This is a genomic window from Alkalicoccus daliensis (assembly GCF_900103955.1).
Taxonomy (GTDB): Bacteria; Bacillota; Bacilli; order Bacillales; family Salisediminibacteriaceae; genus Alkalicoccus; species Alkalicoccus daliensis.
The window spans coordinates 44,725-63,877 of the sequence record NZ_FNIL01000014.1; the positions used below are offsets into that span (position 1 = coordinate 44,725).

Annotated in this window: 12 protein-coding genes; 11 read left to right on the top strand and 1 reads right to left on the bottom strand. The window is 44.7% G+C overall.

Annotated features, from left to right (window positions below; genetic code table 11):
• Positions 1-191: 191 nt before the first annotated feature.
• The gene (glcT, locus tag BLP92_RS15855; protein ID WP_090843937.1) at positions 192-1,046 is read right to left on the bottom strand and encodes a glucose PTS transporter transcription antiterminator GlcT; all 855 of its coding nucleotides are present in this window, start codon (positions 1,044-1,046) and stop codon (positions 192-194) included.
• A 259-nt stretch (positions 1,047-1,305) separates the two neighbouring features.
• Here glcT and secA point away from each other — a divergent pair, with 259 nt between their 5' ends.
• The 11 genes from secA to uvrA all read left to right on the top strand — a co-directional run bounded on the left by secA (position 1,306) and on the right by uvrA (position 19,147).
• The gene (secA, locus tag BLP92_RS15860) at positions 1,306-3,837 is read left to right on the top strand and encodes a preprotein translocase subunit SecA (protein WP_090843938.1); all 2,532 of its coding nucleotides are present in this window, start codon (positions 1,306-1,308) and stop codon (positions 3,835-3,837) included.
• Between the two features lie 451 nt (positions 3,838-4,288).
• A protein-coding gene (gene prfB / locus BLP92_RS15865; protein ID WP_139148970.1) for a peptide chain release factor 2 occupies positions 4,289-5,390 on the top strand; the annotation gives its coding sequence in 2 pieces (ribosomal slippage) (positions 4,289-4,360 and positions 4,362-5,390; 1,101 coding nt in all).
• A gap of 231 nt (positions 5,391-5,621) precedes the next feature.
• Positions 5,622-6,518, top strand: coding sequence for a YitT family protein (locus BLP92_RS15870; protein WP_090843940.1), 897 nt, complete (start codon positions 5,622-5,624; stop codon positions 6,516-6,518).
• A 73-nt stretch (positions 6,519-6,591) separates the two neighbouring features.
• Entirely contained in the window at positions 6,592-6,957 is a 366-nt protein-coding gene (locus BLP92_RS15875; RefSeq protein ID WP_090843941.1) for a c-type cytochrome, read from the top strand.
• Positions 6,958-7,192: 235 nt separating this feature from the next.
• The gene (gene ftsE, locus BLP92_RS15880) at positions 7,193-7,879 is read left to right on the top strand and encodes a cell division ATP-binding protein FtsE (protein WP_090843942.1); all 687 of its coding nucleotides are present in this window, start codon (positions 7,193-7,195) and stop codon (positions 7,877-7,879) included.
• Positions 7,869-8,762 carry a permease-like cell division protein FtsX gene (gene ftsX / locus BLP92_RS15885; protein ID WP_090843943.1) on the top strand — a complete coding sequence of 298 codons (894 nt, stop codon included), beginning with the start codon at positions 7,869-7,871 and terminating at the stop codon, positions 8,760-8,762. The genes ftsE and ftsX overlap by 11 nt, the downstream gene beginning before the upstream one ends.
• A 21-nt stretch (positions 8,763-8,783) precedes the next feature.
• The gene (locus BLP92_RS15890; RefSeq protein ID WP_090843944.1) at positions 8,784-10,283 is read left to right on the top strand and encodes a murein hydrolase activator EnvC family protein; all 1,500 of its coding nucleotides are present in this window, start codon (positions 8,784-8,786) and stop codon (positions 10,281-10,283) included.
• Between the two features lie 314 nt (positions 10,284-10,597).
• A complete protein-coding gene (locus tag BLP92_RS15895) occupies positions 10,598-12,091 on the top strand; it encodes a S41 family peptidase (protein WP_244516894.1) in 1,494 nt (497 codons plus the stop codon).
• Positions 12,092-12,260: 169 nt separating this feature from the next.
• Positions 12,261-13,598 carry a PDZ domain-containing protein gene (locus BLP92_RS15900; protein WP_139148971.1) on the top strand — a complete coding sequence of 446 codons (1,338 nt, stop codon included), beginning with the start codon at positions 12,261-12,263 and terminating at the stop codon, positions 13,596-13,598.
• A gap of 673 nt (positions 13,599-14,271) precedes the next feature.
• Entirely contained in the window at positions 14,272-16,266 is a 1,995-nt protein-coding gene (gene uvrB / locus BLP92_RS15905; RefSeq protein ID WP_090843946.1) for an excinuclease ABC subunit UvrB, read from the top strand.
• Positions 16,267-16,273: 7 nt separating this feature from the next.
• On the top strand, positions 16,274-19,147 hold the full coding sequence (gene uvrA / locus BLP92_RS15910; RefSeq protein WP_090843947.1) for an excinuclease ABC subunit UvrA: 2,874 nt from the start codon (positions 16,274-16,276) through the stop codon (positions 19,145-19,147).
• The last annotated feature ends 6 nt before the right edge of the window (positions 19,148-19,153 follow it).

Genomic DNA, 19,153 nt, shown 5'->3' on the forward strand with positions numbered 1-19,153 from the left:
CCTCTTAATTTTTAAATGAACCAATGAAAATAAAAGCGCAGCTTCCGGGTAAAAACACAAAAAAGGCATGAAAGAAAAAGAGAGGCGCAGACCCAGCAAAAAGGGTAGAGTTCACCCTCTGCTGAAAATCCGTCGACCATCCTTTTCTCTCATGCCTGCTTTACCAGTAACACGGAAAAGTCCGTCTTAGTTTATATTCGTTTTTGTTCGCCCGATACAATTCTCTGAATGTGAAGCGTCAAATACACTGCTTCGGCATCCGGAACTTTCTTTTGTAATCGCTGCTGCATGATTTTCATCAGTTTCCAACTCAGATTATAGCAGAGCGGATATTCCGTTTGCAATACTTTTAATAAATTATCCTGGTTTTCTGCATACGTCTCATTTTCCACCCGTTCAATTGCGTGATTTAAATGCCGGACGAGCCGAAGGTAGTTAATATCTTTACGGTTAATAGATATTTCAAAATAAGTTTCGATTCTTTTTACCAGTTCACTTACAAGCTGCGTGTGACGATTTACCTCTGAAAGGTCACGATTCGTAAGCGCACTGTGGATGTGCAGGGTGATAAATCCGATCTCCCCTTCAGGAATGCGGATGCCAAGCGCTTCGTCGAATCGTTCGGCCAGCTCGACTGCTGCCTGATACTCCTGCGGATAGGCGAGTTCTGTTTCACTAAGAAAAGGATTTTTAATTCCGTGGCCCTGCTGTAATCGTTTTACGGCAAAAAACAAGTGGTCCGTCAATCCAACATGAATATGCTCGTTCAGACTGGAACGGAATTTATCCTCCAGGCGTTCGATTTCTTCGTTCATGAGTGTGATGAAATCTTCATCAACATATTCAAGCAGGCTTTTATACTGCTCCTGTTCCTTTTCATCCCGCAGCACAAAAAACTTTTCTGCATGCTCCCCTGCAATTTCTTCACCGGCCTGTTTGCCGAAGCCCAATCCTTTACCGATCAGCACAACTTCATCATAATCCGGATGCTCAGCGATGACCACGTTGTTATTTAAGACTTTTTTCACAGTAACCAATCCCGGCATCCCCTTTCTGTACTATTACAATCTATCGACCATTATAGCTTTAAGTTAAAATAAATATCAATAAGAATAAACATGGGAAACTAATTAAAGAAGCCTGTCGTCCTTGTAAGGTTTTCAGCAAACTGATAAAATATATAGCAGCGTATAAATTAATGAAGGAAACAACAGCGGAGTGGGAATAACGCTCCGTTCTTTCGTTTTTAACTATAATTTCGTTTTTACGGCGAATGGAAAATAAGAAATAAGGGAGCAATGCCCGATGTTAGGATTATTAAAAAAAGTAATTGGTGATTCAGATGCACGCCACCTGAAAAAAATGGACAAATTGATTGAGGAAATCGAAACGCAGCATGAAGAAATGAAAAAGCTCAGCGATGGAGACCTTGCTGGAATGACCGCAAAATTCAAGCAGCGGTATGAAGATGGAGAAAAGCTCGATGACATTCTGCCGGAAGCGTTTGGAGTTGTTCGTGAAGCTGCAACACGGGCGCTTGGTATGACACATTTCCGTGTACAGCTCGTCGGTGGTGTGGTACTTCACCGCGGTGACATTGCAGAAATGAAAACAGGGGAAGGTAAAACGCTCGTAGGTACCTTGTCAGTATACCTTAATGCCCTCACGGGGAAAGGTGTGCACGTAGTAACCGTGAACGAATACCTCGCACGGCGTGACGCGGAAGCAATGGGGAAACTGTATAATTTCCTCGGGCTTACGGTCGGTTTAAACGTAGCGGGCATGTCCAAAGAAGAGAAGCGCGAAGCTTATGCGGCGGATGTAACCTACGGAACAAATAATGAGTTCGGCTTTGATTATCTGCGGGATAACATGGTTACTTATAAAAAGCAGATGGTGCAGCGAAAGCTTCATTATGCAATTGTCGATGAAGTGGATTCTATTTTAATTGATGAAGCACGTACACCGCTGATTATTTCCGGTGCGGCAAACCAGACTTCTGAATTATACAGCACAGCTAACTCGTTTGTAAGAATGCTGAAAGCTGATCATGATTATACGTACGAAGAAAAAACAAAAACGGTACAGCTTTCTGAAAACGGGGTAGCGAAAGCAGAGCGTGTATTTAATATCGAGAATCTCTTTGATTCGGAGCACGTGCAGCTGAATCATCATATTAACCAGGCTTTAAAAGCACATAAAGTAATGGTGCGTGATGAAGATTATGTGGTGGAAGACGGCGAGGTTGCTATCGTGGACCAGTTCACAGGCCGCTTAATGAAAGGCCGCCGTTTCAGTGACGGCCTTCACCAGGCGATTGAAGCAAAAGAAGGCGTAAAAATTAAACGGGAAAGTATGACAATGGCTTCCATTACGTTCCAGAACTATTTCCGGATGTATGAAAAACTGGCAGGGATGACTGGTACTGCGAAGACAGAGGAAGAAGAGTTCCAGAATATCTATAATATGAACGTCTACGCTGTACCGACAAATGAGGAAATCATCCGGGAAGATAAACCGGACCTGATTTTTAAATCTGTAGAAAGCAAGCATCGTGCAATTATCAAGAAAATTGAAGAGCTGTATGAAAAAGGACAGCCTGTGCTTGTAGGTACGGTAAGTGTAGATAACTCAGAAATTATTTCAAAAAAATTGAAGAAGCACAAAATACCACACAACGTACTCAATGCGAAAAACCATGCAAGCGAGGCGGAGATTATTGAGCAGGCAGGGCAGAAAAAAGCGGTGACAATCGCGACAAACATGGCCGGCCGTGGTACGGATATCAAGCTGGGTGATGGTGTAGCAGAGCTTGGAGGACTCTTTGTACTAGGTACAGAGCGTCACGAATCCCGCCGGATCGATAACCAGCTCCGCGGACGTTCCGGCCGTCAGGGTGACCCTGGTATGTCTCTCTTTTATCTTTCACTGGAAGATCCATTGATGCGCCGATTTGGCTCAGACAACATGAGCAAAATGATGGAGCGCCTCGGCATGGAAGAAGATCAGCCGATTGAAAGCAGGATTATCACGAAAGCAGTGGAACAGGCACAGAAACGAGTGGAAGGAAATAACTTTGATGCCCGGAAGCAGCTGCTGCAGTATGATGACGTGATGCGGGAACAGCGTGATGTTATTTATGAACAGAGAAACGAAGTGCTGGATTCTGAAAATCTGCGTCCGATCGTAGAGCACATGATTGAATCTACCGTAACCCGTGTTGTAAATTCCTATACACCGGAAGAAGAAGTACCGGAAGACTGGAATCTGCAGGGACTGGTGGAATATATTAATATCACGGTGCTGGCTGAATCGGAAATCAGCGAAAAAGAAATAAAAGGACTGGATCCGGAAGAAATGATCGAGCTGATCATGGAAAAAGTACTGAATGATTATAATCAGCGCGAAGCGGAAATTATGACAGAGCAGATGCGGGAATTTGAGCGCGTGATTCTTCTGCGTACTGTTGATTCCAAATGGACCGCGCATATTGACCAGATGGATCAACTGCGTCAGGGAATTCACCTGCGTGCATATGCACAGAATGATCCGCTGCGTGAATATAAGTTTGAAGGGTACGAAATGTTCGAAACGATGGTTGCTTCGATTGAAGAAGAAGTATCCCGTTATATAATGAAAGCGCAGGTGCAGTCCAATCTGAAGCGCCAGCAGGTGGCGGAAGGAAAGGCAGTACACCGCAGTGCAAGCCAGCCGCAGGAGCCGCAGGAAGAACCTAAGGCCCAGCCGTATGTAAAAGGGGAAACAGTAGGACGAAATGACCCTTGCCCGTGCGGTTCCGGCAAAAAATATAAGAACTGCCATGGCCGGGAAGAATAAAGCGGCCCGCAGGCCCATTAGCTGGCAGAAGGCCTCTGATGGGCTTGCCTTTTGCAGGCGAAGAAAGAAGATTTTTCCAGATAATAACGCTCCGATTTAGAGTTTTTTGAAAGACAGTTTAAATGGTCGAATGATTGAAACGAAAGACGGCGGCTGCAGCGAAGTTTTTTCTTATCAACACTGAACATTAACAGAGACACTCATGCAAAATTTTTGCACCATGAAGTATGAAAATTAATACTGCTGTGTAACGAAGGAGAGGACGCACCAGCGCCGTTCGAGAATCCATTTTGCGGACGTTCTTTCCGTCAAAATTAGTCGAGAACAAGCCCTTGGGTAAGCCGCTCCGAAAGTGAAGCAGCAGTATTACTTCTTTTTAGCGGAACTTTTATTTTCAAGGTAGCTTGCCGTAAAGAAATCAGATGAAAATAATTCACGAGGTGATCCATATATGGAAATGGCAGAAATAAGACAACAGTTGGAAACTATGGCTAAAACATTAGCGGACTTCAGGGGGTCTCTTTGACTTAGAGGAAAAAGAGACCCGCATTGCAGAACTTGAAAACCGGATGGCAGATCCCTCCTTCTGGGAAAATCAAAATGAAGCGCAGGAAGTCATTGCAGAAAATAATGCATTAAAAGCTATTACGAATGAATATCGCTCGATTGAATCGCAGCTGGAAAATATGGATGTTTCTTACGAGCTGGTAAAGGAAGAAGCAGACGAAGATCTTCGGAAAGAGCTGGAAGAGAATGTTACGAAAGTGAAAAAGCAGCTTGATAAATTTGAGCTTCAGCTGTTGCTGAGCGGAAAACATGACGCTAATAACGCAATGCTGGAACTGCACCCCGGAGCAGGGGGGACAGAATCTCAGGATTGGGCTTCCATGCTGCTCCGCATGTATACCCGTTGGGCAGAAGCGCAGAATTATAAAGTGGAAACGCTGGATTACCTGCCGGGAGATGAAGCCGGGGTGAAAAGTGTGACGTTAAAAATCTCCGGCCATAACGCATATGGCTTTTTAAAGGCGGAAAAGGGAGTGCACCGGCTTGTAAGAATTTCTCCTTTCGATTCCTCGGGGCGCCGTCATACTTCGTTCGCTTCATGTGACATCATGCCTGAGATAGATGATAATTTTGAGGTGAATCTTTCTCCGGAAGATATACGAGTCGATACTTTCCGGGCAAGCGGCGCGGGGGGACAGCATATTAATACAACGGATTCTGCAGTGCGGATGACACACATCCCGACAAATACTGTTGTAAGCTGTCAGGCAGAACGCTCCCAGATTAAAAACCGGGAACAGGCAATGAAAATGCTCCGGGCAAAACTGTATCAGCAGGAGCTCGACCGGAAGCGCGCAGAGGCAGATGAACTTCGCGGAGAACAGACGGACATCGGCTGGGGCAGCCAGATTCGTTCTTATGTGTTTCATCCCTACAACATGGTAAAAGACCATCGTACGGATGAAGAAACAGGAAATACGCAGGCAGTAATGGACGGGGAAATTACGCCGTTTATTGATGCTTATCTGAGATCGCAAATTGAATAAAAGCAAGCAGCTGCATCCATCTGGCCTTTCTTCCAGGTGGATGTTTTTTGCAGGAAGTGTGGTTGCAGTGAATTTTCGACGAAAACGTTTCGAAACTGAAGATTCCACCGTCTTTCCCTGCTGAATTTGTTAATGCTATACCGTTGTAAAGCGTTAGCGGAATCGCGTTTACAAGGGACAACCCCGGTGATATACTACGTTAGGATTTTGTAAATCGGGGGAGACATATATATGATGAAAAAAATGCAGAGAAATGGGACGCTGGAGCCGAAAACGCCGGTCCAGCGCGTTATATTTGAATTTGGCCATGTATTAGTCGGTGCAGCAATCGTGGCGATTACTTTTAACTTATTTTTACTGCCGAACCAGATCGCTTCCGGGGGAGTAGCAGGTATTTCCACACTGTTTGTTGCCTTGTTCGGTTTTGAGCCGGCTTATACGCAGTGGGCATTTAACATACCTTTATTTATTGCCGGAATAGTTCTGTTAGGAGGAAGCCTGCGCGGCAGTCTGCTGTACGGCGCAAAGACGCTGGCAGGTACGCTGTTTCTGCCGTATGTAGTTTTCCTGACGAGAAACTGGGAACCGACGACCCAGGACCCTTTACTTGCTTCCATTATGGGTGGAGTAGGAGTGGGAATAGGCCTCGGTATTGTATTTCGATCAAATTCTTCAACTGGAGGAACGGACTTAGCTGCGCAGATTATTAATAAATATACTGGGATGACGTTAGGTGCCTGTGTTTTTATTATTGATGGTCTTGTCGTTTCTTCCTCCGCAGTAATTTTCGGATTTGAATATGCTTTATATGCTTTAATCGCGCTGTTTGTAACTGGAAAAACAATTGATATTGTCCAGGTTGGATTCGCGTATTCCAAGATGGTTATTATTATTTCCGCTTGTGAAGAAGAGATGAAACAGGGACTGCTTACGCAGGTGGACCGGGGTGTGACCAAGCTGGCAGGGTATGGAGGCTATACCAATCACTCCCGGCCGGTACTGATGTGTGTAGTCGGGAGAAATGAGATCACGAAGCTGAAAAAAATAGTACAAACGATCGACCCGCAGGCTTTTGTTATTGTGAGTGACACCTCAGAAGTGCTTGGGGAAGGTTTCAAATTAAAGTAAAAGGGTTATAATGGAATAGGCAGACTGCAAGTTTCTGCCGGTGAATACTTAACTTATTTTAGGAGGGGAACATATGAAGAAAATTGTAGCAGGCCTTTTCGCAGCTACGATGCTCCTTGCTGCTTGTGGGGATGATGGTGGAAACAACGAACCAGCTGACAACACAAACAATGCAGGTGGTAATGCGAACGAAGAAGCAGCAAACAATGAAGAGAGCGGCGGCGAAGTTGATCTGGCCAATGGCGAAGAACTTTATGAAGGCAATTGTGCTTCTTGTCACGGCGGTGATTTGAGCGGCGGTACTGGCCCGGCACTTGAAGGCTACTCTGAAGACGAGATAGTTTCTGCGATTCAGGAAGGACCTGGAAGCATGCCTGAGAACCTTGTAGAAGGCCAGGACGCTGAAGATGTAGCAGCATGGGTAGCGGATCAGAATTAATTAGATTTATTATGAGATATGAGCTCCTTTTTTACAGCGATTTGTAAAAGGGGAGCTTTTTTGCGTGAAAATTGAAATGAAACTGTAAAAGAAATCGTCTTTTATTGAGAAAACTTCGTGATATAATGTACGAGGCATCCAGGAGAGCGGTATATCATAATTTGTAAAATACAGTAATCATCCTTAACCTGTTTTTGTGGTGGAAAAGGGACCCTGAGTTTAGGAAGTGATAGACATGATAGAAATGAAAGATGTTTGGAAAACGTATCCTAATGGCGTGATGGCGGTTAACGGAATTTCGGTTTACATAAAAAAAGGCGAGTTTGTTTACGTTGTCGGCCCGAGCGGGGCAGGCAAATCAACATTTGTGAAAATGATGTACAGAGAAGAAAGGCCGACACGGGGAGAAATATCTATTAATGGCAGCAATCTGGCGGAAATGAAAGAAAAAAAAGTTCCTTATTTACGCAGGAATATGGGGATTGTATTCCAGGATTTTAAGCTGCTTCCATCCATGACAGTGTTTGAGAATGTTGCTTTTGCGATGGAAGTGATTGAGGCCAGCAAGGCGAATATCCGTAAACGCGTCATGAATGTTCTCGATATTGTAAGGCTGAAAAACAAAGCACGTTTTATGCCGCATGAACTTTCCGGTGGAGAGCAGCAGCGTGTTTCAATTGCCAGAGCGATCGTGAACAGCCCAGCGGTGCTGATTGCAGATGAGCCTACAGGAAATCTGGACATTGAAACTTCCTGGGAGATCATGCACATTCTTGAAGAAATCAATGAAAGAGGCACCACCGTTGTAATGGCAACGCATAATAGAGAAATTGTAAATAATATGCGTAAGCGTGTCATTGCAATTGAAGGCGGGCGTATTTCCCGGGATGAAATCAGGGGGCGTTACGGCTATGAAAGCTAGAACAGGTGTCCGTCATATGAAAGAAGGCGGCAAAAATATTGTGAGAAACGGCTGGATGACCTTTGCTTCTGTGAGTGCGGTAACGGTCATGCTTTTCGTCGTAGGAACTTTTCTGCTGATGATATTAAATATAAATCATTTTGCAGATTCACTGGAAAGTGATGTGGAAGTAAGAGTCTTTATTGATCGTTCTGCAGAAGCATCAAGCCAGACTGCACTGGAATCATCCATACATGAAATTTCTGCAGTGGAAGAAGTTGAATATATTCCAAGAGAAGAAGGACTGGAAACTTTTATTGCCAGCCTCGGTGATGAAGGAGAGTACTTCGAAACACTGCGGGAGGAAAATCCTTTAAATGATGTTTTTGTAGTGCAGGCAGCAGAGCCGCAGCAGACGGAGCTGGTCGCAGAAGAAATAGAAGCGATGCAGCATGTGGAAAAAACAGAATATGGCCAGGACATTTTTGAACAGCTTTTTGCTGCTACAGACTTTGTCAGAATAGTGGGTCTTGTTCTTATTTTAGGATTAATGTTTACAGCGATATTCTTAATCGCCAACACAATAAAACTGACGATCATTGCCAGGAAAACGGAAATCCAGATTATGAAGCTTGTCGGTGCGACGAACAGCTTTATCCGCTGGCCATTCTTTATTGAAGGGCTGCTGCTGGGAGTATTCGGTGCAGCTGTTCCCATTATAATTCTATCTTACGGCTATACCCGGTTTTATGAAGCGATAGGGGAAGCAACCGGATTGGAATTTTTTGATTTTCTTCCTGCTGGTCCGCTGCTGGTGCAGACGTCGCTGCTGTTGCTGGCGATCGGGGCCCTGGTAGGAGTGTGGGGAAGCATTATGAGCGTCAGAAAGTTTTTGCGTGTATAAAAAGAATTCGGGGGAGTGCTGATGTTACAAAAGGGACTGCTTGCTGTCTGTGTGTTTTTCCTGGTTTTACAGCTTCCACTGCTTTCTGCTTCTGCAGAAAATACTGGAGAAGGCTTAAAGCGGGATATTGAATTGTTTCAGGAAGAACAGCAGCACAGTGAAAAGAGAGCTGAAGATACAGAGAAAGAGCTGGAACAAGTGCAGCGGGAAGCTGCTGAGGTGAAGTCGGAAATTCAGCAGCTGGATGAAGAAATGGCTGTGACGAATTCAAGTCTGGAAACAAAGCAAGAGGAAATAGATAAGACAACTGCACGGACGGACAAACTGCGCAGTGAAATAAAAGAACTGGAAAAGAGAATAGAGGACAGGGACGAAGTATTGAAGGAACGTGTCCGTTCCATGCATCAGAGCGGAAGTACCGTCCATTACATTGAAGTAATTCTCGGGGCAAAAAGCTTTGGTGATCTATTGGAAAGAGTGTCTACTTTGCATAATATTGCGCAGCAGGACCGATCTATCCTTGATGAACATATCGAGGATATGGAATCTCTCGAGCAGGCAAAGCTTTCACTGGAAGAAGAACTTCTGCTCCATGAAGAACAGCTGCAGGAATTGGAGCAGCTGCAGGCTTCACTGAAGCAGCAAAGTGCTGACAAGGATCTATTATTAGAAGAATTAGAGGCACAGGGATATGTGCTGGAAGATGACCTGCTGACTCTCGAAGAAGAGCGTGCGTTGTTAAAAGCACAGGAAGAAGCTGCGAAGCAGGATCTTGCAGCCTGGGAAGAAGAACAGCGTCGTCTGGAAGAGGAACGAAGACTGGAAGAAGAGAGAAGACAGCGGGAAGAAGAAGAGCGGTTGGCAAGAGAAGCTGCAGAAGCAGAAAGAAAAGCACAGGAAGCCGCAAGAATAGCCGAAGAGGAAGCAGTGCAGGAGGCAGAGAGAGAAGCAGCCAGAACTGCAGAGGAAACTGCCAACGTAAGTGAATCGGAGCAGGAAGAAAAAGAAGAAGATAGTTCTTCGAATGAAGAAAGTGGAGTAGCGGGTACGAATACGGAAGATCTTGAAGAAACTTCAAGAGAAGCAGCAGTCCCTGCCACATCTCCTTCCTCCACTCTTCACCGGCCGGCAGATGGGAGAGTCACTTCGCCCTACGATAAGCATCGTCTGCATCCTGTCCATAACACTGTGCGTCCGCATAATGGCATTGATTTCGGCCGTGACGGCGGGTTAAATATTTATGCAGCAGAAAGCGGAACAGTAATTTCAGCAGGATGGATGAGCGGTTATGGGAACACAATCCTTGTCTCCCATGTTATTAATGGGAAGCCTTATACTACGCTGTATGCACACCTGGCATCTATGAACGTTTCTCCGGGAGAGCGTGTAGAACGAGGAGAAGTAATCGCAGTAATGGGAACGACAGGGGTTTCTACAGGAGTCCATCTGCATTTTGAAGTACACCCTGGGGGATATTCCGGTGGAGGCTCAGCAGTGAATCCCGCGCCGTACCTTCCTTAAGCGGAAAATTATATCAGCAGAAGAAAACAAGCCGGAGACCAGCGTTCTTTGAAAAAAAGAACGCTGGTCTTTGTGTTATCCAGGAAGTTATGTGCTGCTCTTCGAAGAGACGCTTGATTTTTGCAAAGCTTTGATAAAATAATTTGATAGCAGTTCTGCGCACCACTTCAGCGAAAGCAGTAAGACAAAAGGTACATACCTGTGGAATTTTGTGTAACTGAAAACACTTCCTTTCATCTTTACAAGGTTCTCTGTTATTATATAGAAAACAAATGCTTTAATGGGCTGATTATGAGAGTGAATGGGGTGGGTACGTGAAAAATAAAATATTTTTACCAGTTGTCTTTGTGCTTGCACTTTTAATTGGCGCTGGAGGTATGTATGCAGGGATGTCAATTATGGGGCTTCCGCAGGCAGAACCAAATTCAACTGAACAGGCTTCTTCAAGCCAGGGAGATACCGAAACATCGGGAGCTTCTGATAATACAGAAACTGCGGCTGATGAAAACGAAGAAGATCAGATTCGTCAGGCGATGGATACTATAAAAGAATCTTATGTGAATGAAGTAGAGGATGAGCAGCTTATCGAAGGTGCTATTTCGGGAATGATTGAAACCCTCGATGATCCATATTCTGATTTTATGAATGAATCTACTGCCGAAGAATTTATGAATTCACTGGATTCCTCTTTTGAAGGAATCGGAGCTGAAGTAAGTATGACGGATGGAAGAGTGACGATTGTTGCTCCTTTCCGGGACTCCCCCGCAGAAGATGCCGGGCTGCGTCCGAATGATCAAATTCTTGAAATTGATGGAGAAAACATAGAAGGGTTATCTCTGTACGATGCTGTATTGAAAATTCGCGGAGAAAAAGGCACGACAGTAACACTTACGATAGATCGTCCAGGTGCATCCGATACATTGGAAATTGATGTAGTGCGGGATGAGATACCGGTGGAAACGGTTTACGGTGAGGTTGTTGAAGAGAATGATACTTCGATTGGTGTACTGGAAATTCGGTCTTTCTCTGAAAATACTGCAGAAAGATTTGAAGAAGAACTTACAGAACTTGAATCGGAAGGTATTGATGGCCTGATGATTGATGTCAGAGGGAATCCCGGAGGCTTCCTGCAGAGTGTGGAAGATATCGGCGATTTATTAATTCCGGAAGGGGAAGTTGTCGTACAGATTGAAGATCGAGATGGTGAACGGATTACACATGTTTCCAATATGGAAGGGGAAAAAGAATATCCAATTGTCACCTTAATAGATGGAGGCAGTGCATCCGCTTCTGAAATTCTTGCGGCTGCGCTTCAAGAAGCTGGCGGACATGACCTTGTCGGTACTACTACTTTCGGTAAAGGAACAGTCCAGCAGACGATTCCTATGGGTGACGGCAGTCAGTTAAAGCTTACTTTATTCCGCTGGCTCACCTCTGATGGAAACAATATTCATGAAGAAGGGGTAGCGCCTACAGTAGAAGTAGAGCAGCCTGATTATTTTTATGCAGCTCCGATTGATGCAGAAGAAACGTTAGTGCTGGACATGCTGAATGAAGATATTGAAAATGCCCAGCTTATGCTTGATGGTCTCGGCTATGATCCTGATCGGGAAGATGGATATTTTGATGAAGCCACAGAAGAAGCCGTGATGAATTTTCAGGAAGATGAAGGACTTGAAGTCACTGGCGAAATCAATGAAGAAACAGCAGATACATTACAGGAACGTGTAATTGAATCTGTGCAGGATAAAGAAAATGATCTTCAGTATCAAGAAGGTCTGGAATTGTTAATAGAACAAGCTTCTTAAATTGCAGCAGGACCATCCGCCGGTCGATAAAATTCGGCCGCGGGTGGTCTTTTTTTATCCTGTTAAAGGTTCTTCTGCTGGAAAAGAAAATCTGAGAAAGCACTTTTCTTTTCAGATTAATCATTTAGAATGGAAGGTAGAGGACTTTTATAGGAAGGAGGGTACTGATATGGGAGATATTTTAATAGAAATACTGCTTGGGATCGGCAGATTGTTTTTACATCCACTTACTTACATATTTGTAGCAGCACTGCTTTGGTTTCACATAAGCCGTGTTAAACGGGAAAGAAAAGATTTTCATACCAGAGTGCATGATGTGGTCTCGACTATACTTACGCCTATACCTAAGGGATTAATTGTGGGGGTGATAGTTTCCGCAGCTGTTATTTTGATAGGAATCGAACTTCCTTACGCAATTATTCCTTTGATCACGCTTATCTGGCTGGTGCAAATGCCATTCCGGCAGATGCGCTGGTACAGCTTGACAGTTACTTTATCGGTTATTCTTCTTTTGCTCCCATTTCTGCCTGCCGGCGGAACAGGTGTGGCATTTGTAGACGGCTGGCTGTCAGATTTAAATGAAGTTAATCTGCTTTCGCTTGGCACACTGCTTGTGCTCCTGCTGATTGCAGAAAGCGTGCTCGTACTGCTAGATGGTGCTGCCCAGTCTTCGCCAGCTTTACGAAAAAGTCCGCGCGGGAAGATTGTAGGAGAACATATTGTTTCACGTGCCTGGATTCTGCCGGTGGCACTTCTGTTTCCTGCAGGAAGTCTTTCCAGTATAGACTGGTGGCCGTTAATGGGATGGAACAGTGAAACTTTTGGGCTGATGCTTCTACCATTCATGCTTGGTTTCCAGACAAAAGTACAGTCTTACTATCCTGAAGAAGCAGCTTCCATGCTTGGAAGAAGAATGATGCTGCTTGCAGTTGCTTCGGCAGGGTTGTTAGCTGCTTCGTTTTACTTCAGCGGTGTGATTTATTTTGTTGCTGCTTTTGTATTGATCGGAAGGGAATGGATTTGTGTAGCTTTTGATATCGGCGATAAGAGGAGAACAAGGTTGTTTACCGCGAGAGAAAATGGGCTGACAGTGGTAGATATTCTTCCAAAATCGACTGCAGAAAAGATGGACATTCGTACCGGTGAAACCATTGTAAAAGTAAATGGAAGAAAAGTAGAAACGCAGAGAGAATTTTATGACGGGCTCCAGCAGAACTCTGCTTTTGCAAAACTGGAAGTAATAGACCATGCTGGAGAAAAACGTTTTGCCCAGGCCTCTGTGTATGAGAACGATCATTATCTCATTGGCTGTCTGTTTGTACCTGACGACGAAGGTGTAAATTTATCGCTGAAAGGTCTTCGCTCATCGGTCGTAGTCCATGAGGACAGACGAAATGTACGGGACCTGGAACAAAAGGCACTCGCAGGAAAGAAGGAACCAGTCCCGCAGCTGGAAGCACCTGAAGAAAGAAAAGAAATCAAAGAAGAGGCAGAGAGCCTGAAGTAAATTTAATATACTGAACATTTGAATCGCTTCGATCCTTTGGAGAAGCTGCCTGGTGCAGCAAATCCATAAGGAGAAGCGATTTTTTTGAGTTGAATTTACAGGTTTTTCTTCAATTTAAAGCTGATAAACAGAAGAAAGACAGCTCTTTTTATCAAAACAGAAGACAAGGCGGTGAACACACCAGCGGAAAAAGAAAGCGTGAAGATCTTTAAGGGAGGACACCTAAAGGATCAGCACAGTTGGAGAATCCAAATGACTTTCCGGAAGGTTACTTAGCACGTGCGGAATCGATCCTGATTTTTAAAGCCAGCATGGCGGTCTCTGCCCCGCTGTCTGTAGATCGATGGAAGCCGAGCTCTGTGAAAGAAATTAGTCGAGAACAAGCCCTTGCGTAAGCCTCTCCGAAAGTGAAGCAGCAGTTTTACTTCTTTTTAGCGAAACTTTTATTTCAAGGTAGCCAAAATCAAAAAAAATAAATAAACAACATTTAAACAAAATAAGTAAAATCGTCAAAAGGGAATGCACGTTCGCAAAAAAGCTTTTCTCGTGGTATAATTGATAAATTCATAAGAAGAACGGGTAAAGGATAGTCAGGCCTCAAGCAGATCGATTGCAATTATCTTTGCAGCAGTTAAGCTGTAAAAAGAAGTGATGTACGAAAGGGTGAGTGGGAATGGCTATAGAATCAGTGCCGTTTAAATTAGCATCTCCATATGAACCTGCGGGAGATCAGCCGCAGGCGATTGAAGAGATTGTAGCAGGTATTAAAAAAGGGGAAAGGTTCCAGACGCTTCTTGGAGCAACAGGGACAGGAAAAACTTTTACGATGTCCAATGTAATTCAGCAGGTAAATAAACCGACATTAATTATAGCGCACAATAAAACACTCGCTGGTCAGCTCTACAGCGAGTTTAAAGAGTTTTTCCCGGAAAACCGGGTAGAATACTTTGTGAGTTACTATGATTATTATCAGCCGGAAGCTTATATTCCGCAGTCCGATACATTTATCGAAAAAGATGCCAGTATTAATGATGAAATTGACAAACTGCGCCACTCTGCAACGAGTTCTTTGTTTGAACGTGATGATGTTATTATCGTTGCCAGTGTTTCCTGTATATATGGCCTTGGTTCGCCGGAGGACTACAGAGATCTTGTGGTATCTCTTCGAACGGGGATAGAGCGGGAGCGGAACGACCTGCTGCGGCAGCTCGTGGACGTCCAGTATACGAGGAATGACATTGACTTTCAGCGGGGAACCTTTCGTGTGCGCGGAGACGTCGTAGAAATCTTTCCAGCTTCCCGGGACGAACACTGTTTGCGGGTGGAGTTTTTCGGGGATGAAATAGACAGAATCACAGAAGTGGATGCGCTGACAGGAGAAGTAATAGGGGACCGCGAACATGTGGCTATTTTTCCGGCTTCCCACTTCGTTACGAAAGAAGAAAAACTGAAACGTGCGATGGTGAATATTGAAGCAGAACTGGAAACAACGCTAAAGGATATGCATGAGCGGGGCAAGCTGCTGGAAGCGCAGCGGCTCGAACAGCGGACACGCTATGATCTGGAGATGATGGCAGAGCTTGGATACTGTTCAGGAATTGAAAATTACTCCAGACATCTGACATTCCGTGAACCGGGAGCAACTCCTTATACATTACTGGATTATTTTCCGAAAGACTCGCTGATCATTGCAGATGAGTCCCACGTAACACTGCCGCAGATCAGAGGAATGTACAACGGTGACCAGGCAAGAAAAGGAGTACTTGTAGAACATGGTTTCCGGCTTCCTTCAGCAAAAGATAACAGACCGCTGAAATTTGAGGAGTTCGAGAAACATTTAAATCAAATTGTCTGTGTATCTGCAACACCGGGTCCTTATGAAATTGAACATACACCGAAAATGGTAGAGCAGATTATCCGGCCAACTGGACTGCTCGATCCTACAATTGACGTTCGTCCTATCAAAGGACAGATAGATGATCTTATTGAAGAAATAAGACTGAGAAAAGAACGGCACGAACGAGTACTCGTTACGACGTTAACTAAGAAAATGTCAGAAGATCTAACTGCCTACTTGAAAGAAGTTGGAATTAAAGTGCAGTATCTTCATTCTGATATTAAAACGCTCGAGCGGATTCAAATCATTCGTGAGCTCAGGCAGGGACAGTTTGATGTACTTGTAGGAATCAACCTTCTGCGGGAAGGACTTGATATACCGGAAGTTTCCCTGGTTACCATACTCGATGCCGATAAAGAAGGATTCCTGCGTGCAGAACGTTCTCTTATCCAGACAATGGGGCGGGCAGCACGAAATTCAAATGGACATGTAATCATGTATGCCGACAAAATGACAAGATCCATGCAGGTGGCAATTGATGAAACAACCCGGCGCCGTATCATTCAAAAAGAATATAACGATAAATATGGCATTACTCCTACAACGATTCAGAAATCTATTCCTGAATTGATTCAGGCTACTTATGCTGCAGAAGAAGAAGGCACCTACGAAGCACTGGAAAAAGCACCGAAACAGAAACTCAGCAAAAAAGAGCGCGAAAAAGTGATTCAGCGTATGGAACTTGAGATGAAGCAGGCAGCCAAAGACCTTGACTTTGAACGGGCGGCAGAACTGCGTGATGTAATTATAGAATTGAAAGCGGAAGGATGAGCGAGGCATGGCACTAGATAATTTAATTGTGAAAGGTGCGAGATCCCACAATCTGAAAGACATCGATGTAACAATTCCCAGAGATAAACTCGTTGTAATGACGGGTTTATCCGGATCGGGAAAGTCATCTCTGGCATTTGATACAATTTATGCAGAAGGACAGCGCCGGTATGTGGAATCACTTTCAGCGTATGCTAGACAGTTTCTTGGGCAGATGGATAAGCCGGATGTCGATTCGATTGAAGGACTTTCCCCGGCAATTTCGATTGACCAGAAAACAACGTCTAAAAACCCACGCTCCACGGTGGGAACAGTGACAGAAATTTATGATTACCTGCGGCTGCTCTATGCGAGAGTAGGGAAGCCGATCTGTCCGATTCACGGGATTGAGATTACTTCCCAGACCGTCTCCCAGATGGCGGATCAGCTGATGGAATTTGAAGAACGGACGAAGATGCAGATTCTTGCCCCGGTCGTGTCCGGACGAAAGGGCACACATGTGAAAGTACTCGAAGATATCAAGAAAGAAGGCTATGTAAGAGTACGTGTAGATGGGGAAATGCGGGAAGTTGCTGATGACATTCAGCTTGATAAAAATAAAAAGCATAATATCGAGGTTATTATTGACCGGATCGTGATTAAAGAAGGAATAGAATCGCGACTGGTGGATTCTCTGGAAACAGCACTTCGATTTGCCGATGGAACGGTGATGATTGATGTCATTGGCCAGGAAGAGCTGAAGTTCAATCAGCACCATGCCTGCCCGCACTGCGGATTTTCCATTGGTGAGCTGGAGCCGAGAATGTTCTCCTTTAACAGCCCGTTTGGCGCGTGCTCCAAATGTGACGGACTCGGCCACAAGCTGGAAGTCGATGTAGAACTTGTGGTACCGGATGAATCACTTTCCTTAAATGAAAACGCAATTGCTGCCTGGAAACCGACCAGTTCCCAGTACTATCCTTCTTTACTGAAAAGTATCTGCAAGCACTTTAAGATCAACATGGATAAGCCGTTTAAAAAACTTACGAAAAAAGAAAAAGACGTAATTTTATATGGAAGCGGTAATGAGAAAGTGCATTTTCGGTATAAAAATGAATTTGGCAGAGTAAGGGAAAAAGATATTTATTTTGAAGGCGTGCTGCAAAATATTTCCCGGCGCTACCATGAGACCGGCTCTGATTACATCCGGGAGCAGATGTCACAGTATATGACGCAGAAACCTTGCCCAAAGTGTAAAGGAAATCGTCTCACGGACGAAGCGCTTGCAGTCAAAGTAAATCATCTGCATATCGGCCAGGTTACCGGCATGTCGATTAAGGAAGCGAAAACTTTCTTTGAAGAACTTGAGCTTTCAGAAAAAGACATGACAATTGCAAGAATGATTCTTCGGGAAATTGATGAGCGGCTGGGCTTTTTGATGAATGTAGGTCTTGAATATCTGACCTTATCCCGCGCAGCAGGAACGCTTTCAGGAGGAGAAGCACAGCGCATTCGTCTGGCAACACAGATTGGTTCTTCTTTAATGGGAGTGCTTTATATTCTGGATGAACCTTCTATCGGTCTGCATCAGCGGGACAATCATCGCCTGATCAGTACACTCGAACGGATGAGAGACTTGGGAAATACGCTGATCGTCGTGGAACACGATGAAGATACGATGCTTGCGGCTGACCACTTGATTGATATCGGTCCGGGGGCAGGCGTGAACGGCGGAGAAATCTGTTCTACAGGAACGCCGGAAGAAGTGATGAATGATAAAAATTCCTTAACAGGAAAGTATTTGTCCGGCGAAAAATTTATCCCGCTGCCTCCGGAACGGCGGAAATCGGACGGTCGCAAGCTGGAAATTAAAGGAGCGGAGGAAAATAACCTTCAGAAAACAAATGTAAATATTCCGCTCGGACTGCTCGTAGCTGTAACCGGAGTCTCAGGATCCGGAAAAAGTACGTTAATTAACGATATTCTGCGGAAGTCACTTGCCCAGAAGTTAACGACGGCGAAAGACAAGCCGGGGAAAGTAAAAGAAGTGAAAGGTATAGAGCAGCTGGAAAAAGTAGTGGATATTGATCAGTCGCCGATTGGCCGTACTCCTAGATCAAACCCTGCTACTTACACGGGAATGTTTGATGATATCCGCGATGTATTTGCGATGACAAACGAAGCAAAAATGCGCGGCTATAAGAAAGGGCGTTTCAGCTTTAACGTGAAAGGCGGCCGCTGCGAGGCATGCCGCGGAGACGGCATTATAAAAATTGAAATGCATTTCCTTCCCGATGTCTATGTGCCGTGTGAAGAATGCCACGGAAAACGCTACAACCGGGAGACGCTGGATATTACCTATAAGGGAAAGAATATTGCAGACATTCTTGATATGACAGTAGATGAAGCAGTGACTTTCTTTGAAAATATTCCAAGAATCAAACGAAAAGTGTTAACACTGCAGGATGTGGGGCTCGGGTATATTAAGCTGGGGCAACCTGCCACTACTCTTTCCGGAGGTGAGGCGCAGCGGGTGAAACTTGCTTCGCAGCTTCATAGACGATCTACCGGAAAGACCTTCTATATTTTAGATGAGCCGACTACCGGACTGCATGTGGCGGATATTGCACGCCTGCTTCAGGTGCTGCAGCGCCTGGTGGAAAACGGAGATACAGTACTTGTAATTGAGCATAATCTCGATGTCATTAAAACAGTGGACCACGTGATTGATCTTGGGCCGGAAGGCGGCGACAAAGGCGGAAAGCTTGTCGCGCAGGGAACTCCTGAAAAAGTAGCTGAAGTAAAAGCTTCTCATACAGGTGCTTTCTTAAAGCCGATTCTGGAGCGTGAAAGAAAACGTATGGAAGAGAAGATGAATAAACAGACTGCTTCAGTAAAATAATAAAGT